At 67.5% G+C, this 26227-nt stretch carries 31 protein-coding genes; 13 read left to right on the top strand and 18 right to left on the bottom strand.

Annotated elements, in window-relative coordinates:
• Positions 1 to 3 precede the first annotated feature (3 nt).
• Complete coding sequence (gene lexA / locus G6N34_RS13855; RefSeq protein WP_085152566.1) at positions 4 to 702, bottom strand: transcriptional repressor LexA; 699 nt, start codon at positions 700 to 702, stop codon at positions 4 to 6.
• A gap of 274 nt (positions 703 to 976) precedes the next feature.
• Between lexA and G6N34_RS13850 the strand changes: the two genes are divergently transcribed.
• Positions 977 to 1483 (top strand): LysM peptidoglycan-binding domain-containing protein, encoded by a 507-nt coding sequence (locus G6N34_RS13850; RefSeq protein ID WP_163645397.1) that lies wholly within the window; start codon positions 977 to 979, stop codon positions 1481 to 1483.
• A gap of 136 nt (positions 1484 to 1619) precedes the next feature.
• Positions 1620 to 2078: a transcriptional regulator NrdR gene (nrdR, locus tag G6N34_RS13845; RefSeq protein WP_085152704.1), complete on the top strand. Its 459-nt coding sequence runs from the start codon at positions 1620 to 1622 to the stop codon at positions 2076 to 2078.
• Positions 2079 to 2108: 30 nt separating this feature from the next.
• On the opposite strand, the gene G6N34_RS13840 is transcribed toward nrdR, so the two are convergent.
• The 4 genes from G6N34_RS13840 to sthA all read right to left on the bottom strand — a co-directional run bounded on the left by G6N34_RS13840 (position 2109) and on the right by sthA (position 6507).
• Positions 2109 to 2804, bottom strand: coding sequence for a PhzF family protein (locus tag G6N34_RS13840; RefSeq protein WP_085152564.1), 696 nt, complete (start codon positions 2802 to 2804; stop codon positions 2109 to 2111).
• Between the two features lie 55 nt (positions 2805 to 2859).
• Positions 2860 to 3882 (bottom strand): alpha/beta fold hydrolase, encoded by a 1023-nt coding sequence (locus G6N34_RS13835; protein ID WP_085152563.1) that lies wholly within the window; start codon positions 3880 to 3882, stop codon positions 2860 to 2862.
• A gap of 58 nt (positions 3883 to 3940) precedes the next feature.
• On the bottom strand, positions 3941 to 4918 hold the full coding sequence (locus tag G6N34_RS13830) for a proteasome assembly chaperone family protein (RefSeq protein ID WP_085152562.1): 978 nt from the start codon (positions 4916 to 4918) through the stop codon (positions 3941 to 3943).
• Between the two features lie 173 nt (positions 4919 to 5091).
• Complete coding sequence (gene sthA / locus G6N34_RS13825; RefSeq protein WP_085152561.1) at positions 5092 to 6507, bottom strand: Si-specific NAD(P)(+) transhydrogenase; 1416 nt, start codon at positions 6505 to 6507, stop codon at positions 5092 to 5094.
• A 168-nt stretch (positions 6508 to 6675) separates the two neighbouring features.
• Here sthA and G6N34_RS13820 point away from each other — a divergent pair, with 168 nt between their 5' ends.
• Positions 6676 to 7785: a DUF4192 domain-containing protein gene (locus G6N34_RS13820; RefSeq protein WP_085152703.1), complete on the top strand. Its 1110-nt coding sequence runs from the start codon at positions 6676 to 6678 to the stop codon at positions 7783 to 7785.
• Here the strand turns inward: G6N34_RS13820 and G6N34_RS13815 are convergent.
• From G6N34_RS13815 to G6N34_RS13805, 3 genes are all read right to left on the bottom strand, one after another.
• A complete protein-coding gene (locus G6N34_RS13815; RefSeq protein WP_085152560.1) occupies positions 7715 to 8407 on the bottom strand; it encodes an iron-dependent transcriptional repressor DtxR in 693 nt (230 codons plus the stop codon). The genes G6N34_RS13820 and G6N34_RS13815 overlap by 71 nt on opposite strands.
• 146 nt (positions 8408 to 8553) lie before the next feature.
• The gene (locus tag G6N34_RS13810) at positions 8554 to 9516 is read right to left on the bottom strand and encodes a sigma-70 family RNA polymerase sigma factor (RefSeq protein WP_085152559.1); all 963 of its coding nucleotides are present in this window, start codon (positions 9514 to 9516) and stop codon (positions 8554 to 8556) included.
• Positions 9517 to 9663: 147 nt separating this feature from the next.
• A complete protein-coding gene (locus G6N34_RS13805) occupies positions 9664 to 10089 on the bottom strand; it encodes a DUF3099 domain-containing protein (protein WP_085152558.1) in 426 nt (141 codons plus the stop codon).
• Positions 10090 to 10166: 77 nt separating this feature from the next.
• On the opposite strand from G6N34_RS13805, the gene G6N34_RS13800 reads away from it, so the two are divergent.
• Positions 10167 to 10403, top strand: a complete 237-nt coding sequence (locus G6N34_RS13800; RefSeq protein ID WP_085152557.1) for a DUF3039 domain-containing protein — start codon at positions 10167 to 10169, stop codon at positions 10401 to 10403.
• Here G6N34_RS13800 and G6N34_RS13795 read toward each other — a convergent pair.
• Together G6N34_RS13795 and G6N34_RS13790 are read right to left on the bottom strand one after the other, a co-directional pair.
• Positions 10393 to 11400 carry a YihY/virulence factor BrkB family protein gene (locus tag G6N34_RS13795; RefSeq protein ID WP_085152556.1) on the bottom strand — a complete coding sequence of 336 codons (1008 nt, stop codon included), beginning with the start codon at positions 11398 to 11400 and terminating at the stop codon, positions 10393 to 10395. The genes G6N34_RS13800 and G6N34_RS13795 overlap by 11 nt on opposite strands.
• 61 nt (positions 11401 to 11461) lie before the next feature.
• Positions 11462 to 11653 carry a DUF7455 domain-containing protein gene (locus G6N34_RS13790; protein ID WP_068252867.1) on the bottom strand — a complete coding sequence of 64 codons (192 nt, stop codon included), beginning with the start codon at positions 11651 to 11653 and terminating at the stop codon, positions 11462 to 11464.
• A gap of 130 nt (positions 11654 to 11783) precedes the next feature.
• On the opposite strand from G6N34_RS13790, the gene G6N34_RS13785 reads away from it, so the two are divergent.
• The gene (locus G6N34_RS13785; RefSeq protein ID WP_085152555.1) at positions 11784 to 12149 is read left to right on the top strand and encodes a DUF952 domain-containing protein; all 366 of its coding nucleotides are present in this window, start codon (positions 11784 to 11786) and stop codon (positions 12147 to 12149) included.
• 13 nt (positions 12150 to 12162) lie between these two features.
• On the opposite strand, the gene G6N34_RS13780 is transcribed toward G6N34_RS13785, so the two are convergent.
• The 3 genes from G6N34_RS13780 to ppgK all read right to left on the bottom strand — a co-directional run bounded on the left by G6N34_RS13780 (position 12163) and on the right by ppgK (position 15724).
• Positions 12163 to 13257, bottom strand: coding sequence for a methyltransferase (locus G6N34_RS13780; protein ID WP_085152554.1), 1095 nt, complete (start codon positions 13255 to 13257; stop codon positions 12163 to 12165).
• A gap of 73 nt (positions 13258 to 13330) precedes the next feature.
• Positions 13331 to 14755 (bottom strand): RNA polymerase sigma factor, encoded by a 1425-nt coding sequence (locus tag G6N34_RS13775; protein WP_234812933.1) that lies wholly within the window; start codon positions 14753 to 14755, stop codon positions 13331 to 13333.
• Between the two features lie 186 nt (positions 14756 to 14941).
• Positions 14942 to 15724: a polyphosphate--glucose phosphotransferase gene (gene ppgK, locus G6N34_RS13770; RefSeq protein ID WP_085152552.1), complete on the bottom strand. Its 783-nt coding sequence runs from the start codon at positions 15722 to 15724 to the stop codon at positions 14942 to 14944.
• A gap of 74 nt (positions 15725 to 15798) precedes the next feature.
• Here ppgK and G6N34_RS13765 point away from each other — a divergent pair, with 74 nt between their 5' ends.
• Positions 15799 to 16659 carry an inositol monophosphatase family protein gene (locus G6N34_RS13765; protein ID WP_085152551.1) on the top strand — a complete coding sequence of 287 codons (861 nt, stop codon included), beginning with the start codon at positions 15799 to 15801 and terminating at the stop codon, positions 16657 to 16659.
• Between the two features lie 2 nt (positions 16660 to 16661).
• Here the strand turns inward: G6N34_RS13765 and cei are convergent, their stop codons facing one another.
• Positions 16662 to 17312 (bottom strand): envelope integrity protein Cei, encoded by a 651-nt coding sequence (cei, locus tag G6N34_RS13760; protein ID WP_085152550.1) that lies wholly within the window; start codon positions 17310 to 17312, stop codon positions 16662 to 16664.
• 189 nt (positions 17313 to 17501) lie between these two features.
• Between cei and G6N34_RS13755 the strand changes: the two genes are divergently transcribed.
• Positions 17502 to 17804, top strand: a complete 303-nt coding sequence (locus G6N34_RS13755; RefSeq protein WP_085152549.1) for a DUF4193 domain-containing protein — start codon at positions 17502 to 17504, stop codon at positions 17802 to 17804.
• A gap of 19 nt (positions 17805 to 17823) precedes the next feature.
• Here the strand turns inward: G6N34_RS13755 and G6N34_RS13750 are convergent, their stop codons facing one another.
• Positions 17824 to 18321 carry a DUF3093 domain-containing protein gene (locus tag G6N34_RS13750; RefSeq protein ID WP_109788529.1) on the bottom strand — a complete coding sequence of 166 codons (498 nt, stop codon included), beginning with the start codon at positions 18319 to 18321 and terminating at the stop codon, positions 17824 to 17826.
• 25 nt (positions 18322 to 18346) lie between these two features.
• Here G6N34_RS13750 and dut point away from each other — a divergent pair, with 25 nt between their 5' ends.
• Positions 18347 to 18811, top strand: a complete 465-nt coding sequence (gene dut, locus G6N34_RS13745; protein WP_085152547.1) for a dUTP diphosphatase — start codon at positions 18347 to 18349, stop codon at positions 18809 to 18811.
• The gene (locus G6N34_RS13740; RefSeq protein WP_085152546.1) at positions 18811 to 19593 is read left to right on the top strand and encodes a DUF3710 domain-containing protein; all 783 of its coding nucleotides are present in this window, start codon (positions 18811 to 18813) and stop codon (positions 19591 to 19593) included. Before dut ends, G6N34_RS13740 begins: the two co-directional genes overlap by 1 nt.
• A gap of 7 nt (positions 19594 to 19600) precedes the next feature.
• Here the strand turns inward: G6N34_RS13740 and G6N34_RS13735 are convergent, their stop codons facing one another.
• Positions 19601 to 20302, bottom strand: coding sequence for an alpha/beta fold hydrolase (locus G6N34_RS13735; protein ID WP_085152545.1), 702 nt, complete (start codon positions 20300 to 20302; stop codon positions 19601 to 19603).
• A gap of 151 nt (positions 20303 to 20453) precedes the next feature.
• On the opposite strand from G6N34_RS13735, the gene G6N34_RS13730 reads away from it, so the two are divergent.
• Both G6N34_RS13730 and G6N34_RS13725 read left to right on the top strand, forming a co-directional pair.
• Positions 20454 to 20825: an OB-fold nucleic acid binding domain-containing protein gene (locus G6N34_RS13730; RefSeq protein ID WP_085152544.1), complete on the top strand. Its 372-nt coding sequence runs from the start codon at positions 20454 to 20456 to the stop codon at positions 20823 to 20825.
• 45 nt (positions 20826 to 20870) lie between these two features.
• Entirely contained in the window at positions 20871 to 21539 is a 669-nt protein-coding gene (locus tag G6N34_RS13725; RefSeq protein WP_085152702.1) for a DUF3159 domain-containing protein, read from the top strand.
• 3 nt (positions 21540 to 21542) lie between these two features.
• Here the strand turns inward: G6N34_RS13725 and G6N34_RS13720 are convergent, their stop codons facing one another.
• Positions 21543 to 22199 carry a potassium channel family protein gene (locus G6N34_RS13720; RefSeq protein ID WP_085152543.1) on the bottom strand — a complete coding sequence of 219 codons (657 nt, stop codon included), beginning with the start codon at positions 22197 to 22199 and terminating at the stop codon, positions 21543 to 21545.
• Positions 22196 to 22867 (bottom strand): potassium channel family protein, encoded by a 672-nt coding sequence (locus tag G6N34_RS13715; protein ID WP_085152542.1) that lies wholly within the window; start codon positions 22865 to 22867, stop codon positions 22196 to 22198. The genes G6N34_RS13720 and G6N34_RS13715 overlap by 4 nt, the downstream gene beginning before the upstream one ends.
• A 116-nt stretch (positions 22868 to 22983) precedes the next feature.
• Here G6N34_RS13715 and G6N34_RS13710 point away from each other — a divergent pair, with 116 nt between their 5' ends.
• Together G6N34_RS13710 and G6N34_RS13705 are read left to right on the top strand one after the other, a co-directional pair.
• A complete protein-coding gene (locus tag G6N34_RS13710; RefSeq protein WP_085152541.1) occupies positions 22984 to 24978 on the top strand; it encodes an APC family permease in 1995 nt (664 codons plus the stop codon).
• The gene (locus G6N34_RS13705) at positions 24975 to 26156 is read left to right on the top strand and encodes a class I SAM-dependent RNA methyltransferase (protein WP_085152540.1); all 1182 of its coding nucleotides are present in this window, start codon (positions 24975 to 24977) and stop codon (positions 26154 to 26156) included. The genes G6N34_RS13710 and G6N34_RS13705 overlap by 4 nt, the downstream gene beginning before the upstream one ends.
• The last annotated feature ends 71 nt before the right edge of the window (positions 26157 to 26227 follow it).

Genomic DNA, 26227 nt, shown 5'->3' with positions numbered 1-26227 from the left:
GGCTCAGATCTTGCGGATGACGGTCACGACCTTGCCGAGAATGGCCGCGTCGTTGCCCGGGATCGGGTCGAACGCCGGGTTGTGGGGCATCAACCACACCTGACCCGCGGTGCGCTTGAAGGTCTTGACCGTGGCTTCGCCGTCGATCATCGCGGCCACGATGTCACCGTTGTCGGCGACATTCTGCTGGCGTATGACGACCCAGTCGCCGTCGCAGATCGCGGCGTCGATCATGGACTCGCCGACCACCTTCAGCAGGAACAGCGAACCCTCGCCGACGAGTTCACGCGGCAGCGGGAAGACATCCTCGACAGCCTCCTCGGCGAGGATGGGGCCGCCAGCCGCGATCCGTCCCAGCACGGGCACGAACGTGGGTTCCGGCAGGGCGTCGGATCCGGCCACGTCGGTCGCCACGGCGTGCGCAACATCATCAGCGCCACGGACGTCCACCGCGCGGGGGCGGTTCGGGTCACGGCGCAGATAGCCCTTGCGCTCAAGGGTGCGCAGTTGGTGGGCCACCGACGAGGTCGACGTCAGGCCCACCGCGTCGCCGATCTCGCGGATGCTCGGGGGATAGCCCCGTGTGGTCACCGAGGCCCGGATGACCTCGAGGATGGTCCGCTGCCGCTCGGTGAGAGCAGGGTCGAGCGCGCCTTCGCGACTGGTCGCGGGTGAACTGCTGCCGTTCTCGGTGTCAGCCATGCGTTCGAATGTAGTCCCGCAGGGGGCAAGAATCAAACATGTGTTCGAGGCGTGTCGCCATCTGTCCTGCTGGTGCCCCTGTGGCCGGTGATGTTGGTGTGGCGAGGACTCGTCGCGGCGGCCTGGAGCGATTTTTTGTCGGAGGCCCGTTCTATCGTTCGGCTACGGTTCGATCACATGTTCGGTTTCAGACTTCTAGTCGAACACATGATCGATTATATTCGAACACAGGAGCGAACGCATGGACCGCCCGCAGCGACCGAAAGGACCGGACATGACCCACACCAGCGTGTACCCGAGGACCGCATCGGCCTTCTGTGAAGACAGGTGGCCCGCCCCCCGGACGTCCCCGGGCGTCGACGCACCGCGGCGCCCTCGGAGCGGCAGCGGCGTCGCGGGACGGCCCGCACCGGCGCGACCGGCGGCCATCGCGCCGCGCTACCGCGGTACCGGAGTGCGGGTGTCGCGCGCTCCCCATGCCCGCACGCCCGGGCGCCGGATCACGCCGTTGACCCTGGTGGGCCTGGCCTTCACGGCCGCGCTGATCACGATGTGGCTCGGCGTGGTCGCGCAGTTCGGTGAGGCCGCGCACGCCTCGGCCCCGGTTCCGGATCGACTGGCAGTGGTGCAGGTCCGGTCGGGGGAGACGCTGGCCCACGTGGCCGCCCGGGTGGCGCCGGATGCCCCGGTGAACAGCGTGGTGGACCGCATCCGTGAACTCAACGAGCTCGAGTCCGGGGCGCTGGACGCCGGCCAGACGCTGATCGCGCCGGTCGCCTGACAGCCGTACGTTCGAATTCAGGTGGCGGACAGTCATGATCGTCGTGGACTTCGGTGCCCTGGCCGCTGAGCGGCGCACCCAGGTAGTCTCTGAGTCGTTGGGGTCATCCCACAGGCGGCACGACGAAGGAGCGGGCATGCACTGTCCTTTCTGCCGGAATCCTGACTCGCGTGTCGTGGACTCCCGGGAGACGGACGAAGGCCAGGCCATCCGTCGGCGCCGTTCCTGTCCGGAGTGTGGGCGCAGATTCACCACTGTCGAGACGGCCGTGCTCGCCGTCGTGAAACGCAGCGGGGTCACTGAACCGTTCAGTCGGGAGAAGGTGATCAGCGGCGTGCGCCGGGCCTGTCAGGGGCGCCAGGTGGACGATGACGCGCTCAACCTGCTCGCCCAGCAGGTCGAGGACGCGGTCCGGGCCGCAGGTCCTGAAGTTCCGAGCAACGAGGTTGGTCTCGCGATTCTGGGGCCGCTGCGGGAACTCGACGAGGTCGCCTACCTCAGGTTCGCCTCGGTGTACCGGTCTTTCACCTCGGCCGACGACTTCGAACGCGAAATCGAGGCCCTGCGTCAGCACCGCGGGGTCTCCGCGGGTTGACCCTGGCGTTCCTGCTGTCCTGGGGCAGTTTCAGTCGACGCGCCGAATGCCGTCGTTGACGGCGGCGCCGGCAACCTGCACCCAGCCCTCGGGCGACCACGTTGTCTCGATGCGCGAACCCTGGCCCTGCGTGATGCGCAGGTCCCGGCTGAGGTAGTCGGTGATGCGCACCGCCGCAGCGCCAGTGGCCTCGTCCTCGACGATGCCCAGATGTGGCGCGAACATCCGGGAGCGGATCTCCCCGGCATCCCGGTCGGTCCACGTCCACAGATAGTGCTCGACGTCGTCGGTGTAGTCGGCGGGATCGGCCGCCATCAGTTCGTCGACCGAGTCCAGATCATGGATCGCGAACTCAGGCGCCCATTCGGAGCGTGCGCTGATTGAGGTGAGCCTGTCAGGGCCGACGTCGTAGTTGACCTGAACGATCCCGGCTGCGGTCTGCAGCGTGTGCACGGGTGTCCCGATCTCCTTGAGCCACCACGATGCACCCACGGTCGGGTGGCCCGCGAACGGCAATTCGGTTGTCGGCGTGAAGATCTGCACCTGTGCCGTCGCCGCGCCGGCAGCCGGGATGTGGACGTAAATGGTTTCGCTGTAACCTAATTCAGCGGCAAGGGCCTGCCGGTCCTCGGGCGCGACGGTCCTCGCGTCGACCACGCCGAGTGGGTTGCCGTAGTTGCCGTCTGAGTCGGTGAACACCCGAAGCACCGTGACGTCGATACCCATGTCCCGACTGTACTGGGCAGTGACGCGGATTTGGTCTGGATCCTCGGCGACGGTCTCAGGTCGCCGAACGCTCGTCGTGACCCATCGCGTCGAGGACTGCGACCTTGGTGTCGGACGTGCCGGTGAGGGTGGATTCGGTGATCCCGGACCGCAGGAGTTCCCGCAGTGCGGCCTGGTCGTATTCGGCCGGTGCGGTGGTGTCGATGAAGCGCTCGACGACCTCGACGAAGCGGTCGGGGTCGTCGTGGAACGGAAAGTGGCCTGAGCGTGGGAAGATCTCGAGTTGTGAGCCGGGCATGGCGGCGTGCGCCATGCGGGCATGGGCCACCGGGATGACGACATCCTGGTCACCCCAGATGAGTTGCACAGGAACCGATTCCGTCAAATAACACCGGTCGAGCATCGTCACCACCTGGCCACGCCAGTCAACAACGGCACGCAGGGTGCGGGTGAAGGCCGACGATGCGGTCGGTTCGGGCAGGTCGCGCAGGATGCGCAGCACATCGGGCAGGTCGCGCCCGACACGAGTGGATCCGAGCACCGCGCCCGCGGCCTTGCCGAATGCCTGCAGCGCGGGCAGCACCATCGGCAGTCGCAGCAGTCCCAGCGCCTCGCCGCCCAACGGCAGGGAGGCCATCCGCAGCGCCACGTTGACGTCCTTGGTCACACCGCCTGCCCCGACCAGGATGAGACGCTCCAACAACTGCGGGAACTGATAGGCGAACTGCATGGCGACTCCGCCGCCGAGGGAATGACCGATGACCGTGACGCGCTCGATGTCGAGCACGCTGAGTAGGTCGCGCATGCCGTTGGCGTAGGCCGCCACCGAATAGTCGGCTCGCGGCTTGTCGGACTGCCCGTGGCCCAGGAGGTCGGGCGCGATCACCGTGAATCGTTGGGCGAGCTTGGCGTGCACGGTGTCCCACGTCGTCGAGTTGTCGCCGATGCCATGGATCAGCAGCAGGGCGGGACCCGTTCCGGCGATCCGGAACGCCCGCCGGTAGCCGTGGATCGTGCGGTATTCGAGCGTGGGGGAGAGCTCGCGCACCGACCGGAGGTTCGGCTTCTGTGGGCTCATAACGCCAACCTCGTCGTCGGGCCCGGTGGGGCGTTGTCTCTACGGCCCGCCGTCGTGTTTACAGCGTGCCGTCGTCGTCCCGGAACGGATCCCGATTCTTCTCACCCGCCTGCTGGGCGAGGAAGCGCTCGAACTCAGCTCCGAGTTCGTCCCCGCTTGGCAGGTCCTCGTCGTGAGCCAGCAAAGATCGATTCTCTTGGGCGGCGACGAAAGCATCGTACTGACGCTCCAGCGCGCTCACCACTTGAGCGACCTCCGCACTGGCCTCGACCTGTTCATCGATTTTGGTGCGGACGTCGGCCGCCGCCGCCGTGAGCGCCGCGGTGGGCAGGTCAAGCGACGCGCTGCGGGCAACTTCCTCGAGCAGCGCCTGCGCTGCGGCCGGGTAGTCGGTCTGCGCCAGGTAGTGCGGCACGTGGACCGTGAACCCGACGACTTCGTGGCCGTGCTGGGCGAGGCGGTACTCGAGCAGGCTTGAGGCGCTTCCGGGCACCTGGACCTCGCCGACCCAGGGCGTGTGCTCGGTGATCAGATCGCCGTTGTTGCTGTGCGCGGTCATCGTGATCGGCCGGGTGTGCGGCACCGCCATCGGAATGGCGCCCAGCCCGATGGTGCGCCGCACGTCGAGGCGTTCGGCGAGAAGTCGGACCGCAGTGATGAACCGCTCCCACTTGAGATCGGGCTCCAGTCCCGCCAACAGCAGGAATGGCGTCCCGGACTCGTCGTGCAGCGCGAACAGCGAGAGTTCGGGATCCTCGTAGTCGGAGAAGTGATCGGTCTTGAACGTCATCAGCGGGCGGCGCGACCGGTAGTCGAGAAGTTCGTCGATCGCAAACGACGCCACGAGTTCGGTGTCGAGGTGATCCTTGAGGTGCTTGGCCGCCAGCCGAATCGCGTGGCCCGCATCGGAGAAGCCCTCAAGGGCGTGGATCAGCACCGGCCCCTGGCCCTCGTTGTTGACCAGTTGCGGCGCGGGGAACTCCAACTCGTACATACCGGTCTGCTCGGGTTGGTTCGGACCTGGTACGTGCGCCATTGTTCGCCTCCTCGTCACTGCCTGAACGCTGCGTGGTCATTCAGGGTTCAAGTGTCCCTCACATTGTCGGACGTGCCAGCGGCGGCACGGCCTCACAGCGGTGCAACGCCTCCGCTGGTGGCGAAAATCCCTGGTCGGGCGTAATTTCGCCCACCGATGAATAGGAGGTGACGTCAACTCCGGTACAACTGCAGGGCCCGCAGCTTGTTCATCACATCCAACGCGGCGACCTTGTACGCCTCGGAGAAGGTCGGGTAGTTGAAGACCGCGTCGACGAGGTACTCGATCGTCCCGCCGCATCCCATGACGGCCTGGCCGATGTGCACCATCTCCGTCGCGTTCGTGCCGAAGATGTGCACGCCGAGCAGTCGCAGGTCGTCGGTGGACACCAGCAGCTTGAGCATGCCGTAGGAGTCGCCGGCGATCTGCCCGCGCGCGAGTTCGCGATACCGGGAGACACCGACCTCATAAGGCACGGCGTTCCTCGTCAGGTCCACCTCCGTGGCGCCCACGTAGGACACCTCGGGAATGGAGTAGATGCCGATCGGCTGCAGTTCCATCATGCCTTTGGTCGGTTCGCCGAATGCGTGATACGCCGCGAGCCTGCCCTGTTCCATCGACGTCGCGGCCAGTGCGGGGAATCCGATGACGTCGCCGACGGCGTAGATGTGGTCGACCTTGGTGGTGAAGTTGTCGTCGACGTGGATCCGCCCGCGCGCGTCGGCCTCCAGGCCCGCCTTGGCGAGGTCGAGGTGATCGGTCTGCCCCTGTCGGCCCGCCGAGTACATGACGGTCTCGGCCGGAATCTGCTTACCGCTGGCCAATGTCGTGACGGTGCCCGCGGCCCCGACGTCGACCGCGGTGACCTCCTCGCCGAATCGGAACGTCACGGCGAGGTCCCGCAGGTGGAAGCGCAGGGCCTCGATGATCTCCGGATCGCAGAACTCGAGCATCGAATTCCGCTTCTCCACGACGGTGACCTTGGTGCCGAGGGCGGCGAACATCGAGGCGTACTCGATGCCGATGACCCCGGCGCCGACCACGACCATCGACGTCGGCAGCGTCTTGAGGTCCAGGATGCCGTCAGAGTCCAGGACCCGGTGCTCGTCGAACTCCACACCGGCCGGGCGTGCCGGCTTGGTGCCGGTGGCCAGGACGATGTATCGGCCGCGGACCGTGATCCGCTCGGCGCGGCTGGGATCGTCGACGGAGATCGTGTGCTCGTCTTCGAATCGGCCGTGCCCCGTGTACAACTCGACGCGGTTGCGCAGCAGCTGTGAGCGCACCACCTCGATCTCCTTGCCGATCACGTGCTGGGTGCGGGCCAGCAGGTCGGCCGGGGTGATCTTCTCCTTGACCCGGTAGCTCGCGCCGTAGAGCTCACGCTGGGTCATGCCCGTCAGGTAGACGACGGCCTCGCGGAGTGTCTTCGACGGGATCGTGCCGGTGTTGACGCACACGCCGCCGAGCATCGTGCCGCGCTCGACGACGGCCACAGACTTGCCGAGTTTGGCCGCGGCGATGGCGGCGCGCTGCCCACCCGGTCCCGAACCGATGACGACGAGGTCGTACTCCTGCATCGAGCCCATACCCGCGTGTTTACGCCGGGAAATGGCGTCGAACGTGCCGGCGACGTCAACTCCGCGTGAACATTTCGCACCCGCCCGGTGTCCACAGTTGCGAGTTCGTCCACAGGTCACCTCCGATCCGCCGCCGTTGGACGCGTGCTGACGGTGTCCATTGGGACGGTCGAGCACATGACACCTCGCCGCGACTTCAACCTCACCCATCCCGGTTCGCTGATCGCCGCCATTCCGGCGGTGCTCGGCTTCGTCCCCGAACGCTCGCTGGTCATCGTCGGCATCGACCGCGGAGAGATGGGCGCCGTGCTGCGCATCGACCTCTCCGACGCACTCGCAGGCGGAGTGGGCCACCTCGTGGAGGTCGTGGCCTCCAGCGGGGCTGATGCGGCCATCGCGGTCATCGTGGACGACGCGGGGTCGGACTGCGCGTCGTGTGGCCAGGACTATGCGGGCCTGTGTGCCGCGCTGGACGATCGCCTCGACGCCGTCGACATGACGCTCATCGACGCGCACGTCGTCGACAGGATCGCGGCAGGCGGCCGGTGGCACTGCGCCGACGGCTGTGGGGCCGGCGGTGCCGTCGACGATCCGGCCGCCTCGCCGCTGTCGATGGCTGCCGTGCTCGACGGGCGCCGGCTGTACGCCAACCGCGACGAGCTCGAGTCGGTCATCGCCACGGACCTCGACCGCGACGCCGCCGGCATCGCGCGGGCTGTGCAGGAGCTGGACGATGGACCGCGCCTCGGCGATCAGGACGGCAGGGGCGTTCAGCGCAAGGCCGTCCGGGGAATCATCGCGGCGGCCCGCAGGGTTGCGCGGGGGAAGACCCTGAGCGATCCGGAGGTGGCCAGGCTGGCGTACGACCTGACCGACCTGACTGTCCGCGATGCGGCGTACGCCCTGGCGGTCGGTTCGTCGGCGGATGCGGCCGAGCAGTTGTGGGTGTACCTCGCGCGAGTCCTGCCGCCGCCGTGGCGCGCGGAGGCGCTGACGTTCGTCGGGTTCTTCGCCTACGCCCGCGGAGATGGGCCGCTGGCCGGTGTCGCGTTGAGTGCCGCACTGGGCATCGATCCAGCGCACCGCATGGCCGGCATGCTCGACAGTGCGCTGCAGGCCGGAATGCGGCCCGACAAGATCCGCGATCTGGCGACGACGGGGGCCGGCCTCGCACGCGACCTCGGCATCACCCTGCCGGGTGAGCGAGGCCAGGATGTCAGACCTTCTCGACCTTCACGGCGTGCGCCATCTCGTGCGGCAGGTCGACGTTCTCGTGGCCGGGAATGACGATGGTCACCCCGCCCGCAGGGCTGATCTCCGCCGTGACACGGGCGTTGGGCACCACACCGGCATCCTTGAGCCTGCTGATCAGACCCGTGTCACCCTGCACGTGCTCGGTGAGTTGGCGCACCACGACGGCCACCGGCGACCCGGCGGGCAGTTCGGTGAGGCGCACCAGGTTGTAGTCCTCGAACCCGCCGATCGAGCCGATCCCGAGTTCCGACAGGCCCGGAATGGGGTTGCCGAACGGTGACACCGTGGGATTGTCGAGGACGGCCACGAGGCGCCGTTCGACGTTCTCGCTCATGACGTGTTCCCACTTGCACGCCTCGGCGTGCACGTCCTCCCACGGCAGGCCGATCACATCGACCAACAGGCGCTCGGCCAGGCGGTGCTTGCGCATGACCGCGACAGCCAACGCGCGGCCCTTCTCGGTGAGTTCGAGGTGACGATCGCCCGCGACATGCAGCAGCCCGTCGCGCTCCATGCGCGACACGGTTTGGCTGACGGTGGGTCCGCTCTGCTCCAACCGCTCGGCGATGCGCGCGCGCAGCGGAACCACGCCCTCTTCCTCGAGGTCGTAGATCGTGCGCAAATACATTTCAGTGGTATCGACCAGGTCGTTCATCTGCCACCCTCCGTCCGCGCCATTCTACTTGGCCAATGGCACTGTCGGCCCGCTCGCGTCGGCGCGGCGTCGCTCACACGGGCGCTGCTCACAGCAGTGTGCCCGCCGAAGGATCGGCGGGCACACTGATTGAGGCAGGTCGGTCGTCAGCTTGCGTAGGAGCGCAGGCGGTCGGCGCGCTCACCGTGGCGCAGCTTCGCCATCACCTCGCGCTCGATCTGCCGGACGCGTTCACGCGACAGGCCGAACAGCTTTCCGATCTGGTCGAGCGTGCGTGGCTGGCCGTCGTCGAGACCGAACCGCAGCCGGATTACCTGCTGCTCACGCTCGTCCAGTGTGGCCAGCACGTGCCGGATGTCGGTGTGCAGAAGTTCGGCGATGACCGCGTTCTCGGCCGAGAGCGCCTCAGAGTCCTCGATGAAGTCCCCCAGCGGGGCCTCCTCGTCCGAACCGACCGGCATGTCCAGGCTCACCGGATCACGGCTGTGCTCGAGCAGGTCGTTGATCTTCTCCACGGGGATGCCCGACTCTTCGGCCAACTCCTCGTCGCTGGCCTCGCGGCCCAGCTGCTGATGCATCTCGCGCTTGATCCGCGCGAGCTTGTTGACCTGTTCGACCAGGTGCACCGGCAGACGGATGGTGCGGCTCTGATCAGCCATGCCGCGGGTGATGGCCTGCCGGATCCACCAGGTGGCATACGTGGAGAACTTGAAGCCCTTGGCGTAGTCGAACTTCTCCATCGCGCGGATGAGGCCGAGGTTGCCCTCCTGGATCAGGTCGAGCAGCGGCATTCCGCGGCCGGTGTACCGCTTGGCCAGCGACACCACCAGGCGCAGGTTCGCCTCCAGGAGGTGGCTGCGCGCAGCCTGACCGTCACGCACCACTGCCATCAGATCGCGCTTGCGGTTCTCGCCGAGACGCTTGCGGGTATCCAGCAGATGCTGCGCATACAGGCCAGCCTCGATGCGTTTCGCGAGTTCCACCTCATCGGCAGCGTTGAGCAAAGCCGTCTTGCCAATCCCGTTCAGATAGACCCGTACCAGGTCTGCTGCTGGGCTCTGAGCGTCCAGATCGCCGTTGTCGATCCGGGTTGCGGCGGCATTTGCCATATCGGCCTCCTTAGTGGCTCGAACTGTCATTCGTTCTAACGCGCCAGTGGAGGAAAGAGTTCCCACAAATCGTCTGCATCACACCCTCTGACGTGCAGAAATGACGCGACGACCTGAGAAGGTCCTAAGAAATGAACGAGAAGTCGCTCAGTGTGGCCCATCGGCGTCGGAATCCGCCGATTTCGATTGCGCGCCGGTCCCGTCCGGCCCGCTGCCGGGCTCCCACGGGCGGCCCAGAGCCGGCCGCTCCGCGGTGGGGAACAGCGGAGTGCGCCGATGGTCGTCGTCGAAGCGCCTCGGCTCCTCGGCCCGCCGCGGCGGTCGATCATTGGCGATCAGCACGGCTATCCACGGGAGCGGGATCGACACCGCGATGATCAGAAGGGAGACCCAGCCGTTCTCCCAGATGCCGTAGGCGACCGCGGCGAGCAGGAGGGCGGGGATGCGGAAGGCCATGATGGTCAGGTACTTACGGACCCGCTGCCGATGTTCCTCTTCGTAAGGAATGGCTGCGCGTGTGATGAGTACCGGCCGACCGTCGTCGTCGAAACCCAGCTCTTGGCTGTGCTTCATACCTCCACTCTTGCACAATCCGAATTCCGGGGCGCGGGTGGTTCCCGGGCCGTAATTTTCTGCGGCAGAATGGCGGGATGCAGACGCAGACGATCGAACGCACCGACACCGATGAACGCGTCGACGACGGGACCGACAGCGACACTCCCAAGTTCTTCCACTACGTCAAGAAGGACAGGATCGCTGAGAGTGCCGTCATGGGCACGCACGTCGTCGCGCTGTGCGGTGAGGTCTTCCCGGTGACGAAGTCGCCCAAGCCCGGTTCGCCGGTGTGCCCCGACTGCAAGAAGATCTACGAGCAGCTCAAGAAGTAGTCGGCGCCGACCGCGTCGGGTCTGGGTCGGAGTCCGGCGCAGGCGGTGCGGACGTGGGGGAGTCCGCCGATTTCTGTTCGAGCTTGGCCGTGGCCTTGTCCTCGAACCACGTCCGAAGCTGGTCGGCGTGGGTCGCGGGGGCCGGCCACTCCTCTTCGATCGCGTTGTTCAGTTCTGCGCCCAGCATGATCGCGAAGCCCAGGAAGAACGCGAAGAGCAGGAAGGCGATCGGTGTCGCGAGCGCGCCGTAGGTGTAGCCGGTCTGGGTGATCGAACTCAGATAGATGCGCAGGCCCACGGTGGCGATCATGAACACCGCGGTGGCCAGCACGGCGCCGATCACCAGACGGTGAGTGGGCAGCGGTTTCGGCAGCGACACGCGATACAGCAGGGTGATCGCGATGACCAGCGCCAGCGCCAGGGCAGGGTAGTAGCCGAAGCGCAGGATGTTGTCCCAGCTGTCGGGGATGTACTCGGCGACCTTGCGCGGTCCCAGCGCCAGGAACGGCGCGGTCGCGATGATGATCACCAGACCGATCACGTACAGACCCAGGGCGTAGAACCGTTGGCGGACCGGATGCCTCAGTGGCGTCTGGTCATGGGCTTCCACGATCGAGTCGACGAACGCCGAGATGGCCGACGACCCAGCCCACAGCGAGATCACGAAGCCCAGCGAGACGACCTCGCCTCGGGCGCCCTGCACGATGTCCCGGATCGTCGGCTCGATGATCTCGATGACGACGTTCTTGGAGAAGAAACTGCCCGCGGTGCTGATCAGCCGGTCCTGGATGGTGTCCAGGGTGTCCGGGCCGAACATCGGCGCGATGTAGGCGAGACTGCCCAGCATGCCCAGCAACAGTGGCGGCAGGGACAGCACCGACCAGAAGCCGGCCTGTGCGGACTCCGCGAAGATGGAGTCGTCCCAGGCTTTCGACAGGGTCCTCCTGCTGACTCGCAGGATGTGGTGTCGGGAAGGTTTGATGGTCTGGTCACTCATGACCAGTCCAGCATTCCTGACAGGAGACGAATGTGGAAAGCGGGACGCTCCAACGTGTGTGTTACAGCTCGGTGGAGCTTGTCTCCAGCACTGCGGCGAGTGCGATCAGCTTGGCCTCATGCTCGTTGGCGTGATGCTGGCAGAACAGAAGTTCGGCCCCTGAAGGCAGCTTCGCACGCACCCGGGCGGCGGCACCGCAGCGGTCGCAGCGATCAGCCCGTGTCAGTTCCGGACTGGTCAGAGTTGCGGTCATGGCGGCTCCTCCGTTCCTCGCGTTTCTCTACTCTGTCAGACGTTTGGGCTTACGGCGTTGTTCCCGAGGGGTTCGCAGGTGTGTCGTGTCTCACGTCGGTCCCCGTTTGCGGCTGCGGCAGGGTGGGCTTATGTCAAATACCCAATCTCGGCTGGTGCATATCTGTTCTGAGCAGGATTGGTTGGAGGGCTCTTCCTCGGCCGAGTACCGGCCCACGTCACTCGACGAGGTCGGGTTCATCCATCTTTCGACGCCCGAGCAGGTGCACCTGCCGGCCAACCGGATCTACGCGGGGCGAACAGATTTGATACTGCTGTACGTGAACGCGGATGCGGTGGCAGACCCCATCAGGTGGGAACCCGGCGTGCCGACGGATCCCGAGGCCATGCTGTTCCCGCATCTGTACGGGCCGTTGCCGACGGCCGCTGTGACAAACGTCATGCCGTACGTGCCGGGTCCGGACGGGCGGTTTGCCGCGCTCGGGCCCGTCGACTGACAGGAGTCGGTGCTCAGACCGGGACGGCCTCGATGATTGACAGCGGACTCGCGGTGGCGACCACGCGGGTCAGCCGAAAGCCCGCGTCCGCCAGCAGCTTCCCGTACTGCGCCTCGGTGCGTTCCCGCCCGCCTGCACTGACGAGCATCTCCAGGTCGATGAGGAATCCGATGTTGTTGGGGGCGCCATCGGGCAGCACCATCTCCCACAGCAGGACCCGGCCGCCGTCGGCGATCGCGGCCCGGACATTGCGCAGGATCGCGATCGACTGTTCGTCGTCCCAGTCGTGGATGATCGCCTTGAGAAGGTAGGTGTCGCCGCCGTCGGGCACCGACTCGAAGAATGAGCCGCCCTGCGTCTCGCATCGGGTAGCGACACCGGCGGGTTCCAGAACGTCGGCCGCGCCCGCTACCACCGAGGGACGGTCGAACAGCACTCCGCTGGCCTCGGGGGCGCGGTTGAGCACCGCCGCCAGCAGGCCGCCATGCCCGCCACCCACATCGACGATGCGCCTGCAGCCGCTGAAATCGTAAGCCGGAACCGCGTTCTCAAGGACGGCCCGGGAACCGCCGGTCATCGCGTTGTTGAAGATCGCGGCGAATTCGGGGTCGGTGTCGAGGTATTCGAACACCCCGGTTCCGCGCAGCTTCTCCACGGAGGTGCCGCCGGTCTGGACCGAGTGCACCACGTCGCCCCAGTGCTCCCAATGGCGCGGGCTGCCGACGAACTCGATCATCGGAGCCATCGACTCCGGAGCATCGGAGCGCAGCGCCTGGCCCAGTCGCGTGAGCGAGAACCGGCCGTCGCGGTGCAGTTTGAGCACTGAGCGGCTCGCCAGCGTGCGCAGCAGGCGGTACGTGGCCTCCGGGTGCGTCCCGACCCGCTGCGCGACCTCATCGGCTGTCAGCGGCCCGTCGGCCAGTACGTCGGCGATGCGCAGTTTCACCGTCGCGTACAGGGCCGCGGTGACCCACGAGCCCAGCCCGAGTTCGAGCATCGCGATGTGGCTGGGCGCGGTGGCCTTGTGCAGCCAGTCGAGCGCACCGCGAATCCTGTTGACTCCGGCGATCAGAGCGGCGGGCGGGGCCTTGGTGGCCGTGGCGGTCATAAGAAACCTCGAAGAGTCGGCGGAACGTGTCGTCGGTGACGCTACGACCGCGCTCTTGGAGGTTTCTTGACTGCTAATCCAAGTAGTCGCGAAGAACCTGCGAACGGCTGGGGTGCCGCAGCTTGCTCATGGTCTTCGACTCGATCTGGCGGATGCGCTCGCGCGTGACGCCGTAGACCTGGCCGATCTCATCGAGGGTGCGAGGCTGACCGTCGGTCAGGCCGAACCGCAGACGCACGACGCCGGCTTCGCGCTCGGACAGCGTCTCGAGCACGGACTGCAGCTGATCCTGCAGCAGCGTGAAGCTCACCGCGTCGACGGCCACCACGGCCTCGCTGTCCTCGATGAAGTCACCGAGTTGGCTGTCGCCCTCGTCGCCGATGGTCTGGTCCAGCGAGATCGGCTCACGCGCGTACTGCTGGATCTCCAGCACCTTCTCCGGCGTGATGTCCATCTCCTTGGCCAGCTCTTCAGGAGTGGGCTCGCGGCCCAGATCCTGAAGCAGCTCACGCTGGATGCGGCCGAGCTTGTTGATCACCTCGACCATGTGCACCGGGATACGGATGGTGCGGGCCTGGTCGGCCATGGCGCGGGTGATGGCCTGACGGATCCACCACGTGGCGTACGTGGAGAACTTGTAGCCCTTGGTGTAGTCGAACTTCTCGACGGCGCGGATCAGACCGAGGTTGCCCTCCTGGATCAGGTCCAGGAACGCCATTCCGCGGCCCGTGTAGCGCTTGGCCAGCGAGACCACGAGGCGCAGGTTGGCCTCGAGGAGGTGGTTCTTCGCGCGGTCGCCGTCGCGGCAGATCCACGTCATGTCGCGGCGCTCGGTGGGGGTGAACTTCTCACCCTTGGCTGCCTTCTCCGCCATCAACTGGGTGGCGTAGAGCCCGGCCTCGATGCGCTTGGCGAGCTCGACCTCCTCCTCGGCGTTGAGCAGCGCGACCTTGCCGATCTGCTTGAGGTAAGCGCGCACCGAGTCGGCCGACGCAGTGAGCTCGGCGTCTTTGCGGGCCTGCCGCAGTGCCTCGGACTCCTCTTCGTCCCAGACGAAGTCACCGGAGGCCTTGTCCTTCTCGGAGGGCTCGGCGATGGCCTCGTCCTCGCCGGCCTTGGCGCCCTTGCCGGCCTTGGCCTCGTCGCTGTCGTCCTCGGCGTCGTCGGAGGCGTCTTCGGTCAGATCCTCGATCTCGTCGTCGACCACAAGGTCGGCCACGTCCTCCAGGTCTTCGCCGGGCTCCGTCTCGAGGTCATCAACCTCGGTGTCGACATCGTCTGCGACCGTGTCGGTCGCCTGCTCCTTCTTGGTCCGACCGCGCGCCGGGGCGTCCTTCTTGGCGGCGGCCTTGCGAGGAGCGGCGGCCTTCTTTGCCGCAGGGGCCTTTGCCGCCCGCTTGGCGGGTGCGCGCTTGGCGGCACCCGTTCCGGAGGCAGAAGCTTTGGTGTCGGTGGCCTTCACCGGCTCTTCGGTTGCCGGGCTTTTCGTCGCTGCCACGTACACCCTTTCGGTCTTGCTGACTTCCGGCGCGCAGGGCATGCGTCACCGAAAGCGTCGGCATTGGAATGTCGGCGTGAGTCTCTGTTGGGGAGCTTCGCCGCTATTCGTTGGCGGCCGCCATCGACCATTGTAACGACAGTGCGGCACTACACCGCGCCGAGCGAGGAAATCAGCGAGTCTCCGTCACGCCGACGCGTGTTCGGTGCCGTCACCGTGGGCGGCCATCGCGGCGCCGACGATGCCCGCGGTGTTCTGCAGCGCCGCGGCGACGACGGGTGTGCGGTTGGTCAACAGCGGCACCCATTTGTCCGCCTTACGGCTGATGCCGCCGCCGACGATGATCAGCTCGGGCCAGATCGCGTTCTCGACGGCTACCAGCACTTTGGTGACCTCTTTGGTCCAGCGCTCGTAGGTCCAAGCCTTGCGTTCCTTGACTGAGGACGCGGCGCGGTGCTCGGCTTCCTTGCCGTCGACCTCGATGTGGCCGAACTCGGTGTTGGGCAGCAGCAGACCGTTGTGGATGACGGCCGAGCCGATGCCGGTGCCGAACGTCAACAGCACGATCACCCCGGAGTTGTCCCGGCCCGCGCCGAACCGCTCCTCGGCGAGTCCGGCCGCGTCGGCGTCGTTGAGCACCGTGACGGCCTGGCCGCCGAGCGCATTGCTGTACACCTCGCTGGCGTTGGTGCCGATCCACGACTTGTCGACGTTGGCGGCGGTGCGCACGACGCCGTCGGTGACGACGCCCGGGTAGGTGACGCCGAGGGGGCCGGTCCAGCCGAAGTGCGCGACGACGTCGGCGATGGTCTTGGCCACGGCCTCGGGGGTGGCGGGCTGGGGCGTCGGGAGCTTGAACCGCTCACCGACGAGTTGGCCCGTGTCGAGGTCGACGATTCCGCCCTTGACGCCACTGCCGCCGACGTCGATACCGAAGCCGTGGTTCTTGTTCGGGTCGGGCGCAGTCATGGCGGCTCCTTGGGGCGGGGCAGTCGGCGCTTAAACGATAGTGGGTCGGAGACGGGGTGTGTTGCGATAGAGCCGTGACCCGCCCCATCCCGACCCCACACGATCCCGCGGCGCTGCGCCATGTCGCCGAGACGGTGGCCGCCGAATCGGCCGAATTCGTCCGGGCGCGCCGTGAGGAGGTGTTCGGCGCCACACCCCTGGCGGACGCGGTCCGCACCAAGAGCACGCCGACCGATCCGGTCACGGTCGTGGACACCGAGACCGAGGCCCTGCTGCGGGACCGCTTGGCGCAGCTGCGTCCCGGCGACGCGGTGTTGGGGGAGGAGGGCGGCGGTCCGGCCGCGCGTCCGGCCCCGGGCGCGGTGAGCTGGGTGCTCGACCCGATCGACGGCACGGTGAACTTCGTCTACGGCATCCCGGCCTACGCGGTGTCGGTGGCAGCCCAGGTCGACGGAGTCTCGGTCGCTGGGGCGGTGGCCGACGTCGCCCGCTCCGAGATCTATTCAGCGGCAGTCGGTTCTGGTGCTCAGGTGAGCGGTCCAGACGGAACGCGGGTGCTGAGGTGCGCGCCGACCACCGAGTTGGGCATGGCCCTGGTCGGCACGGGCTTCGGCTATTCGGTGTCCCGGCGCACCGCACAGGCCCGCCTGCTGGCCGGGCTGCTGCCCGCGGTGCGCGACGTCCGCCGGATCGGGTCGGCGGCCCTGGACCTCTGCCTGGTGGCCGCCGGACGGTTGGACGCGCATTACGAGCACGGCCTGAACGTGTGGGACTGGGCCGCAGGCGCGCTGATCGCGGCCGAGGCCGGTGCACGCGTGCTGCTGCCGGATCCCGGGCAGCCCGCCGGTCTGGTGATGGTCAGCGCGCCCGGCATCGCCGACCAGCTGACGGCCGCGCTGGAGCGCCTCGGCGGGTTGGCGCCGCTTCCCGAGTGACCTCAGCAGGAGGCTGAGTGGATCTTGGACAGCAGCGTGGAGTCGGCGGGCTCGGTGGCGTCGGGACGCAGGCCCGCGAGGACGGCGTCGATGTCGTCGCTGTGCGTCAGCGTCGTGAACTCGGTGCCGATCGCGAGGTCGACGGACGCGTCGGTGCGGCCATCGGAGAACAGCTCCGTGCACGGCGCCACGAGCCACACCGCGGCCGCAGCGGCCTGACCGTTGGGTCCGAAGCGGATCTGACCCTGGCACGTGAGTCGGGTGTCGCCGTAGACCGGGTCGTTCGCCGCGGTCGGCTGGGCGAAGCCGAGGTCACGCAGCGCACCGGAGACCTCGCCCGCCTGCCCGCCCTGACCGCTGGCGTTGAGCACTCGAATCTGGGTATCGGCGAGTTTCGCCGGCATCACCTCGGTCATGTCGGCACGACTGACCGGTTCGCCGAGGGGTACGGCGTTGCCCTCGGCGGGTGGTGGGGGTGCATTGCACACCGCGGCCTCATGGACGTCCGGCGGCCGGGTCAGCGCGATCATCCAGACCAGAGCCGTGACCACGGCGAGCACGCCGGCTGTGATGGCGCCGGGCCAGTAATTGCGCCGCCGAAACGGCAGTCCGCGCTTGTCGAACGCCGTTCCCTCGGTGATTTGTGAGACCACGCCTGCACTCTAGATGCACGCAGTCCGGTCGTCCCCGCACCCATAACGTGGAAGCCACGTCACAATGTGAGTTAAATCACAGTGGTTCGGGGTGGGTTGAGGGCACGAATCATTTGGCGCACGCGTTCGGCACTGGTACAAAGCCTTGCTGCAAGACATTGCGCGCGGGACTACGAGGGGAAGAGAAGAATGGCTACCGACTATGACGCGCCACGGCGGTCTGAGACCGACGAGGTCTCAGAGGATTCGCTGGAGGAACTGAAAGCACGGCGTAACGAGGCGCAGTCGGCCGTCGTCGACGTCGACGAGTCGGAGTCCGCGGAGAACTTCGAACTCCCCGGCGCCGATCTGTCCGGTGAGGAACTCTCGGTGCGCGTGGTGCCCAAGCAGGCGGACGAGTTCACCTGTTCGAGCTGTTTCCTGGTGCATCACCGCAGCCGCCTCGCCACTGAGAAGAACGGCGTGATGATCTGCACCGACTGCGCCGCCTGAGCAGCCCGACCGGGGGGTTCTAGCTGCTCTGCTCGCTCTTCAAAGCCGCCAGCAGGCGGTCGGGATGTCGGCTGCTCACGAGCCAGTACGGCGTCGGATCGTCGGCGTCGTCCAGCACGGCCAACACCATGGGTCCCACCCACACGCGGTGCAACACGTAGGCCGCCGGATCGAGTTGGCGGCCGAGCGCGGCCGACTTGGCGCTGCGGGGCACCACCGCGGTGCGGGAGATGACGCTGACGGGCAGGTGCGCCGGCCCGGCGCACAGCTCGAGGCCGTCCTCGCCTGCGATAACGGAGACCTCGGCGCGGCCAAGCCAGAGCAGCGCCGCCGCGGCCACCGCGAACAGGGCCGCGAACGGAGCCCAGTCCGGCACGCCCGACACGCCGGACAACGCCTGGTTGACCTCCAACGCGATCAGCCCTGCCAGGCCCATGCCCAGCGGCCACCACCACCACGGCACCCACAGGCGCTCGCGGTAACGCACACTCTGCGAGGTCAATTGCGAACCTGACACTCGGCCAAGGGTAGTCTGTGGCACCGTGTCCACTCGCCTGGCGGTCGTACGCCTGGACCCCGAGCTCCCGCTGCCCACCCGCGCTCACGCGGGAGACGCGGGGGTTGACCTGTTCAGCGCCCAGGATGTCCACCTGGCGCCGGGGCAGCGTGCCCTGGTGCCGACCGGAATCGCGGTCGCGGTCCCGATGGGAATGGTCGGCCTGATTCATCCCCGTTCGGGTTTGGCTGCGCGCGTTGGCCTTTCGATCGTCAACAGTCCCGGCACGATCGACGCCGGGTATCGGGGCGAGATCAAGGTCTCCCTGATCAACCTCGACGTGAGCGAACCCATCGTGATCCAGCGCGGCGACCGCATCGCGCAGCTTGTGCTGCAACGTGTCGAACTGCCCGAGATCATCGAAGTCACCTCGTTCGACGAAGCGGGGCTGGCTGACACCACCCGTGGCGCTGGCGGCCACGGTTCCTCTGGAGGACATGCGAGTCTGTGATGGCATTTGGTAAACGCAAGGACAAGCAGGGCGACACGCCGAGCGGCGCCGACGAGGCGAAGGCGCCCGTCACCGCGGCCGCGGACGACGACGTCGATCCGATGGACGAGGACGGCCCGTTCGACATCGAGGACTTCGACGACCCGTCGGTCGCCGAGGTGGGCAGACTCGATCTGGGTTCGGTGCTCATTCCGATGCCTGAGGCGGGTCAGGTCCAGGTCGAACTCAACGAGGTCGGCGTCCCCAGTGCGGTGTGGGTCGTCACCCCCAACGGACGGTTCACGATCGCCGCCTACGCGGCCCCCAAGAGTGCGGGGCTGTGGCGCGAGGTGGCGGGCGAACTGGCCGAGTCGCTGCGCAAGGACACCCCGCAGGTCAGCATCGAATCGGGTCCGTGGGGCCGTGAGGTCGTCGGGGTCGCCCAGGGTGCGGTGCGCTTCATCGGCGTCGACGGATACCGGTGGATGATCCGCTGCGTGGTCAACGGCACCCACGAGACTTTCGCGGCGCTGACCGCGGAGGCGCGAAACGCACTGGCCGACACTGTGGTTCGGCGCGGTGACACCCCTCTGCCGGTGCGCACGCCGCTGCCGGTGCAGCTGCCCGAGCCGATGGCCGCCCAACTGCGGGCCGCCGCGGAGCAGGCCGCGCAGGGTCAGGCCGGCGGCCAACAGGCCGCGCCGCAGACCGAGCAGCCGCCGCAGCCGCCGACCCCGGCGGCGCGACGCACGCTGTCTGCGATGCAGCAGTTGCGCAACACCAACACCATCACCGGCGGCTGACCCGACGTCAGGGGGCCTCGGCCAGCGCCGTCAGGCACGCGGCGCCCAGTTCCGCTGGATTCGCCCCAACCTGGGCGAGTGTGACCGTCCGCAGTGCTGCGCGCGGCGCAGCGGTCACCCATTCGACGCCGACCTCCAACGGGTGGATCGGATCGTCGATCGCCGACGCCACGCCCATCGGGCAGCGCAGCGTCTCCATCTCCAGGCTCGTGGGTGCCACGAACGCGGCGGCCTCCTCCATCGCGTCAGGCAGCAGCGGCCACTGACCGACCCAGGATCTCGTCAGCTCGTCGGCCAGCCACGCCGGGCTGCTCTGCTGCATCCGGGCGGTCGCTGCGACCAGTCCGTCGCGGCGCAGTTCGTGCGCCGACGCGCGCGCGGCCGCCGCGGCGGGTGCGGTCTCGGGGTCGCCGGTCCACGCGGGAAGAGCGGCCAGGACCGCGACGATGCGATCCGGGTGTGAGATCGCCCACGCCAGCCCGACCGCGGCGCCCAGGGACACTCCGGCGACGGCGATCGGCCCCTGCTGCGCGGCGTCGTCGAGCGCATGCCGGTATCCGGCGATCAACCGGCCGGGCTCGGGTGTGTGCGGGATCGGTACAGCCCGGACGTCGTGCAATGCGGGGGAGAACGCCCGGTAGACGTAGTCGTCATCGGAGCCGGTGCCCGGCAGGAGCACGGTCGGAATGCCGGTGAGATCGACGCCCATGCCTGTGATCGTGCCTGGTCCACAGGTGGCGGTGAAAGGGTGGGTCACCCTCCGGCACGGCGACGTGGCAATCGGCAACCAACGGGTCTACCGTGGCGTTGGCAATGCGGATTCGCCTCTGGTGGATCCAACTACTCAAAGCAGGAGTGCCATGGCTACGGCCGAAGGTTATCTGCGTCGGCTCACACGTCGGCTCACGGAGGATCCCGCGCAGCGCGACGTCGAGGAGCTGTCCGATGAGGCCGCCCAGACCGGGGCGCAGCGCGCGATCGACTGTCAGCGCGGCCAGGAGGTCACCATGGTCGGCACGTTGCGCACCGTGGAGGCCAACGCCAAGGGTTGCGCGAGCGGAGTCCGGGCCGAACTGTTCGACGGCACCGACTCGGTGACGCTGGTCTGGCTGGGTCAGCGGCGCATCCCGGGCATCGAGTCCGGTCGGAAGCTGCTGGTGCGCGGCCGCCTGGGCAAGCTCGAGAACGGCTCCAAGGCCGTCTACAACCCCCACTACGAGATCCAACACTGAACTTTGACTCAAGAACGAACCGGCGCCCAGGCGATCCTGGACCAGATGGGCGGCGTCAGCGGCCTGATCTATTCGTCCCTGCCCGTCCTGGTCTTCGTCCCCGTATCGACCCTGGCCGGGCTCAAACCGGCCGTCATCTCGGCCCTCGCGGTGGCCGCCGTCATCCTGGTGTGGCGCCTGATCCGGCGCGAGACCACCCAACCGGCGGTGTCCGGGTTCATCGGGGTCGGAGTGTGCGCGCTGATCGCCTACCTGATGGGCGAATCCAAGGGGTACTTCCTGCTGGGCATCTGGACATCGCTGTTCTGGGCGGTGGTCTTCGGCCTCTCGGTGCTGGTGCGGCGGCCCGTTGTGGGCTACGTGTGGGGATGGGTCAACGGGCACGGCACCGGATGGCGCGCGGTGCCGCGCGCGGTGCGGGTCTTCGACATCGCGACGCTGACCTGGGTGCTGGTGTTCGGGTCCCGGTTCGTCGTGCAACACCACCTCTATGACGCCGATCAGACGGGCTGGCTCGGGGTGGCCCGAATCGCCATGGGATGGCCGCTGACCGCGACCGCGGCACTGGTCACCTACCTGGCCATCAAATCCGCCCAGCGGGCCATCCACGCCGCGGAACAGGCCCAGGGCATCCCCGCGGAGATCGCCCACGCTGACGTCGAATACGAGGACGACGCGGCATACGAGGACGACGCGGCGCGCCGCACGGACTGACCGTCAGGGCAGCAGCAGCGCGCGCAGTTCGTTCTCGACTTCGGGGACGGTCACCAGAAGCAGTTCGTCACCGCCCTCAAGGGGTTCGTCGGCCTCGGGCACGATCACGCGCGCACCGCGAAGGATGGTCACCAGCGCCGCGTTGCGGGGGAGTTCCAGCTTGCGGATCGGCTTTCCGCCCCACGGCGTGTCGTCGGGCAGCGTGATCTCCACGAGGTTGGTGCCCGACTTGCGGAACTCCATGATGTGCACCAGATCGCCGACGGCGACGGCCTCCTCGACGAGCGAGGCCAGCATGCGAGGGGTCGACACCGCGACGTCGACGCCCCAGGACTCGTCGAACAGCCACTCGTTGCGGGGATCGTTGACGCGGGCCACGACGCGGGCCACAGCGAACTCGGTCTTGGCCAGCAACGACAGCACCACATTGGCCTTGTCATCGCCGGTGGCCGCGATCATGACGTCGAAATCCTGAGCCTGCACCGACTCCAGCAGCGACAGTTCGCACGCATCGCCAAGCCGCCAGTGCGCCGCGGGGATCGCGTCGACGTCGATGTGTTCGGGGTTGCGCTCGATCAGCGTGATCTCGTGGCCGTTCTCGATGAGTTCACGCGCGATCGAGCGACCCACCGCGCCGGCTCCGGCGATCGCGACCTTCACAGTCCCTCCTCCTCGCCGGGTGGCAACGCAGCGATCGCCATCGCCTCGCCGGCGCGTCCCGAAACCGCGGCGATGTAAACCTGATCGCTGGCCTGCAGCACAGTCTTCGGCTCGGGCAGCAGACCCTCTCCGAACCGGATCAGGAACGCCACCCGGGCGTTGGTCGAGGCCTCCAGATCGGTCACCAGACGCCCCACCCAGCCCTCATGCAGGACGACTTCGGCGACCGCGACCGTCCCCGTGGGGTCGCGCCACTTCGTCGTCTCGGCGTCCCGCGTCAGAGCGTTGAGGAGACGATCGGTGGTCCACGGCACGGTCGCCACGGTCGGGATGCCGAGGCGCTCATAGACCGCCGCGCGCTTGGCGTCGTAGATGCGCGCGACGACGCGCTGGACGGCGAATGTCTCGCGGGCCACGCGGGCGGAGATGATGTTGGAGTTGTCCCCGGAGGACACCGCGGCGAAGGCGCCGGCCTCCTCGATTCCGGCCCGCAGCAGCACATCGCGGTCGAAACCCATGCCGAGGACCCGATCACCGGCGAAGTCGGGGGACAGTCGCTGGAACGCGGCGCTGTCCCGGTCGATCACCGCCACGTCGTGGCCGATCCGCGACAACGCATCCGCAAGTGCCGCGCCGACCCGGCCGCATCCCATCACCACTACCCGCACCTGGTGTCCTTTCGGGCCCGAGTTGCCGCATGACCCCCTGAATGCATGCGACGTCCGAAAACCGACCGTACGCGGAACGCTACCGCCAACCGCGCTTAGGCATACTCTTGGACCTCGTGTCTAAGCTTTCGACCGCCGCACGTCGGTTGGTGCTGGGTCGGCCGTTCCGCAGCGACAAGCTCGGTCACACGCTGCTGCCCAAGAGGATCGCCCTGCCGGTGTTCGCCTCGGACGCCATGTCCTCGGTGGCGTACGCGCCGGAGGAGATCTTCCTGGTGCTCTCGGTCGCGGGCCTGTCGGCCTACGCCTGGACGCCGTGGATCGGGCTGGCTGTCGCCTTCGTTCTGCTGGTGGTCGTTGCCAGTTACCGGCAGAACGTGCACGCCTACCCCTCCGGAGGAGGGGACTACGAAGTGGTCACCACCAATCTCGGTCCCACCGCGGGCCTCACGGTGGCCAGCGCATTGCTGGTCGATTACGTTCTGACCGTTGCGGTTTCGATGTCGGCGGCAATGTCGAACATCGGATCGGCGGTGCCGTTCATCGCGCAGCACAAGGTGCTCTTCGCGGTCCTGGCGATCCTGCTGCTGATGTCGATGAACCTGCGCGGCATCCGTGAGTCGGGTATCGCGTTCGCGATTCCCACCTACGCCTTCATCGCGAGTATGGCGATCATGCTGAGCTACGGCCTGTTCCGCATCTATGTGCTCGGGGACACGGTCCAGGCCGAGTCGGCGGGCTTCGAGATGCATCCCGACCACGGTGACGTGCTGGGCTTCGCGCTGGTGTTCCTGGTCGCGCGGTCGTTCTCGTCGGGGTGTGCGGCGCTGACGGGTGTGGAGGCGATCAGCAACGGCGTGCCGGCGTTCCGCAAGCCCAAGAGCCGCAACGCTGCGACCACGCTGCTGATGCTCGGCGCAATCTCGGTGGCGTTGTTGATGGGCATCATCGTGCTGGCCCAGAAGATCGGCGTGCAGATCGTCGAGCACCCGGCCACGCAGTTGAGCGGAGTGCCCGAGGGATACCACCAGAAGACTCTGGTCGCGCAGTTGGCGCAGGCCGTGTTCGGCAGTTTCCATATCGGTTTCGTGTTCATCACCGTCGCCACGGCGCTGATCCTGGTGCTGGCCGCCAATACGGCCTTCAACGGCTTTCCGGTGCTGGGCTCGATCCTGGCCCAGGACCGTTACCTGCCCCGGCAACTGCACACCCGCGGGGACCGGCTGGCGTTCTCGAACGGCATCCTGTTCCTGGCGATCGCCGCGATCGCTTTCGTCGTGGCCTTCCAGGCCGAGGTCACCGCGCTCATCCAGCTCTACATCGTCGGCGTCTTCGTGTCGTTCACGCTGAGCCAGATCGGCATGGTGCGGCACTGGACGCATCACCTCAAGACCGAGGCCGATCCCGCGGTGCGTCATCAGATGCAGCGCTCGCGCGTCGTCAACACGATCGGCTTCGTCTGCACCGGTTCGGTTCTGATCGTCGTGCTGGTCACCAAGTTCGTGGCCGGAGCGTGGATCGCGATCACCGCAATGGGTGCGTTGTTCGTGATCATGAAGCTGATCCACCGGCACTACGAGGCGGTGTCGCGGGAATTGGCCGATCAGGAGGGCGACGCCGACGACATGGTGCTGCCCAGCCGCAACCACGCCGTGGTGCTCGTGTCCAAGCTGCATCTGCCGACCCGGCGCGCGCTGGCCTACGCGCGCGCCACCCGGCCGGACACCCTGGAAGCCATCACGGTCAGCGTCGACGACGCGGAAACCCGTGAGCTGGTTCATCATTGGCAGGAAAGTGACATCTCGGTCCCGCTGAAGGTGATCGCCTCGCCGTATCGAGAGATCACTCGACCGGTGCTGGAGTACGTGAAGCGGATCACCAAGGAGTCACCGCGTACCGTGGTCACGGTGTTCATCCCTGAGTATGTCGTCGGCCACTGGTGGGAGGGCGTCCTGCACAACCAGAGCGCCCTGCGCCTCAAAGGCAGGCTGCTTTTCGAGCCCAATGTCATGGTGACTTCGGTTCCGTGGCAGCTCAATTCGTCGGAGCGTCTCAAGACGCTGCAGCCTCAGTCGGCTCCCGGCGACACACGTCGAGGATTCGTAGATTGAGTCTTCTCACGCTTACGGTCGGCGCGGCAGCCAACGGCGGCAGCTGTGTGGCCCGCGAGGACGGCCGCGTGGTGTTCGTCCGGTACGCACTGCCGGGGGAGACCGTGCGGGCCCACATCACCGACCAGCGCGGATCGTATTGGCATGCCGCCGCGGTCGAGATCGTCGATCCGTCGCCGGACCGGGTGGACCCGCTGTGCCCGATCGCCGGGCCCGAGGGCGCGGGCTGCTGCGACTTGTCCTTCGCGACCCCCGAGGCGGTGCGCCGGATCAAGGCCGAGGTGGTGGCCAACCAGGTCGAACGTCTCGGCGGCTACCGATGGGAGACCGAGGGGGCCGGTGCCGAATTCATCCGCACCCCGTCAGCCGTCGGGTGGCGCACCCGGGTCCGGCTGGAGGTCGGCGCCGACGGGCGGCCCGGATTCCACCGCTATCACAGCAATGACCTGGTCACCGACCTGAACTGCGCGCAGTTGCCCGCCGGCCTGCTCCAGGATCTGCCGGAAGATCAGTTCCGGCCCGGCGACCAAGTCCATGTCGTGCTCGACGACGAGGGCACCCGGCACATCGTGTGTGGCGGTCCCCAGCGCCGCACCCGTGTGGTGGAAGGCGCCTACGAGGGGCAGCAGATCGTCGGTGACCGCCGGTGGAGCCTGCCGGTCACCGCGTTCTGGCAGGCCCATCGCGAGGCCGCCGACTTCTACAGCGCCCTCGTGGTGGACTGGGCGCGGTTGGCCCCCGGAGGCAGCGCCTGGGACCTCTACGGCGGCGCGGGTGTCTTCGCCGCGGCGTTGGCCGACGTCGTCGGAGCGGACGGCCACGTCGTCAGCGTGGACACGTCCCGGTCCGGGTCCAAGGCGGGCCGGGCCGCGCTCGCCGACACCCCGCAGGTGCGTTTCGTCACCGATTCGGTACGTCGGATGTTGGGCGCGCATCACGGTGCCGCACCCGACGTCGCGGTCCTGGATCCGCCCCGCACGGGCGCAGGTCGCGAGATCATCGAACAGGTGGCCGCCGCCGGTGTGCCGCGCGTCATCCACATCGGTTGTGAGGCTGCGTCGTTCGCGCGCGATGTCGGGCTGTATCGGAAGCAGGGATACACCGTCGAGCAGATCAGGGTGTTCGACGCGTTCCCGCTGACCCATCACGTGGAATGCTTCGCCCTGCTCACCCGCTGAGGTCGCCTACACTTCACCCTGGTGCGCCGGGAAGTCTGGTCGGCAGTGAGTTATTGATGCGTCGATCAGCA

The sequence above is a fragment of the Mycolicibacterium confluentis genome (genome assembly GCF_010729895.1).
GTDB classification, from domain to species: Bacteria; Actinomycetota; Actinomycetes; order Mycobacteriales; family Mycobacteriaceae; genus Mycobacterium; species Mycobacterium confluentis.
Note: the sequence above shows the minus strand (reverse complement) of the source record. Positions and strands in the feature narration are given on the sequence as shown.

Coding starts and splice junctions, on each gene's coding strand:
- G6N34_RS13850 (WP_163645397.1), top strand. CDS start 977: ATGACCCACACCAGCGTGTACCCGAGGACCGCATCGGCCTTCTGTGAA.
- ppgK (WP_085152552.1), bottom strand. CDS start 15,724: ATGACTGCGCCCGACCCGAACAAGAACCACGGCTTCGGTATCGACGTC.
- G6N34_RS13780 (WP_085152554.1), bottom strand. CDS start 13,257: ATGACCGCCACGGCCACCAAGGCCCCGCCCGCCGCTCTGATCGCCGGA.
- nrdR (WP_085152704.1), top strand. CDS start 1,620: ATGCACTGTCCTTTCTGCCGGAATCCTGACTCGCGTGTCGTGGACTCC.
- G6N34_RS13725 (WP_085152702.1), top strand. CDS start 20,871: ATGGGCGGCGTCAGCGGCCTGATCTATTCGTCCCTGCCCGTCCTGGTC.
- G6N34_RS13785 (WP_085152555.1), top strand. CDS start 11,784: ATGTCAAATACCCAATCTCGGCTGGTGCATATCTGTTCTGAGCAGGAT.
- G6N34_RS13755 (WP_085152549.1), top strand. CDS start 17,502: ATGGCTACCGACTATGACGCGCCACGGCGGTCTGAGACCGACGAGGTC.
- G6N34_RS13740 (WP_085152546.1), top strand. CDS start 18,811: ATGGCATTTGGTAAACGCAAGGACAAGCAGGGCGACACGCCGAGCGGC.
- G6N34_RS13810 (WP_085152559.1), bottom strand. CDS start 9,516: ATGGCAAATGCCGCCGCAACCCGGATCGACAACGGCGATCTGGACGCT.
- lexA (WP_085152566.1), bottom strand. CDS start 702: ATGGCTGACACCGAGAACGGCAGCAGTTCACCCGCGACCAGTCGCGAA.
- G6N34_RS13790 (WP_068252867.1), bottom strand. CDS start 11,653: ATGACCGCAACTCTGACCAGTCCGGAACTGACACGGGCTGATCGCTGC.
- G6N34_RS13730 (WP_085152544.1), top strand. CDS start 20,454: ATGGCTACGGCCGAAGGTTATCTGCGTCGGCTCACACGTCGGCTCACG.
- G6N34_RS13805 (WP_085152558.1), bottom strand. CDS start 10,089: ATGAAGCACAGCCAAGAGCTGGGTTTCGACGACGACGGTCGGCCGGTA.
- G6N34_RS13800 (WP_085152557.1), top strand. CDS start 10,167: ATGCAGACGCAGACGATCGAACGCACCGACACCGATGAACGCGTCGAC.
- G6N34_RS13820 (WP_085152703.1), top strand. CDS start 6,676: ATGACACCTCGCCGCGACTTCAACCTCACCCATCCCGGTTCGCTGATC.
- G6N34_RS13815 (WP_085152560.1), bottom strand. CDS start 8,407: ATGAACGACCTGGTCGATACCACTGAAATGTATTTGCGCACGATCTAC.
- sthA (WP_085152561.1), bottom strand. CDS start 6,507: ATGGGCTCGATGCAGGAGTACGACCTCGTCGTCATCGGTTCGGGACCG.
- G6N34_RS13835 (WP_085152563.1), bottom strand. CDS start 3,882: ATGAGCCCACAGAAGCCGAACCTCCGGTCGGTGCGCGAGCTCTCCCCC.
- G6N34_RS13840 (WP_085152564.1), bottom strand. CDS start 2,804: ATGGGTATCGACGTCACGGTGCTTCGGGTGTTCACCGACTCAGACGGC.
- G6N34_RS13795 (WP_085152556.1), bottom strand. CDS start 11,400: ATGAGTGACCAGACCATCAAACCTTCCCGACACCACATCCTGCGAGTC.
- G6N34_RS13735 (WP_085152545.1), bottom strand. CDS start 20,302: ATGGGCGTCGATCTCACCGGCATTCCGACCGTGCTCCTGCCGGGCACC.
- G6N34_RS13830 (WP_085152562.1), bottom strand. CDS start 4,918: ATGGCGCACGTACCAGGTCCGAACCAACCCGAGCAGACCGGTATGTAC.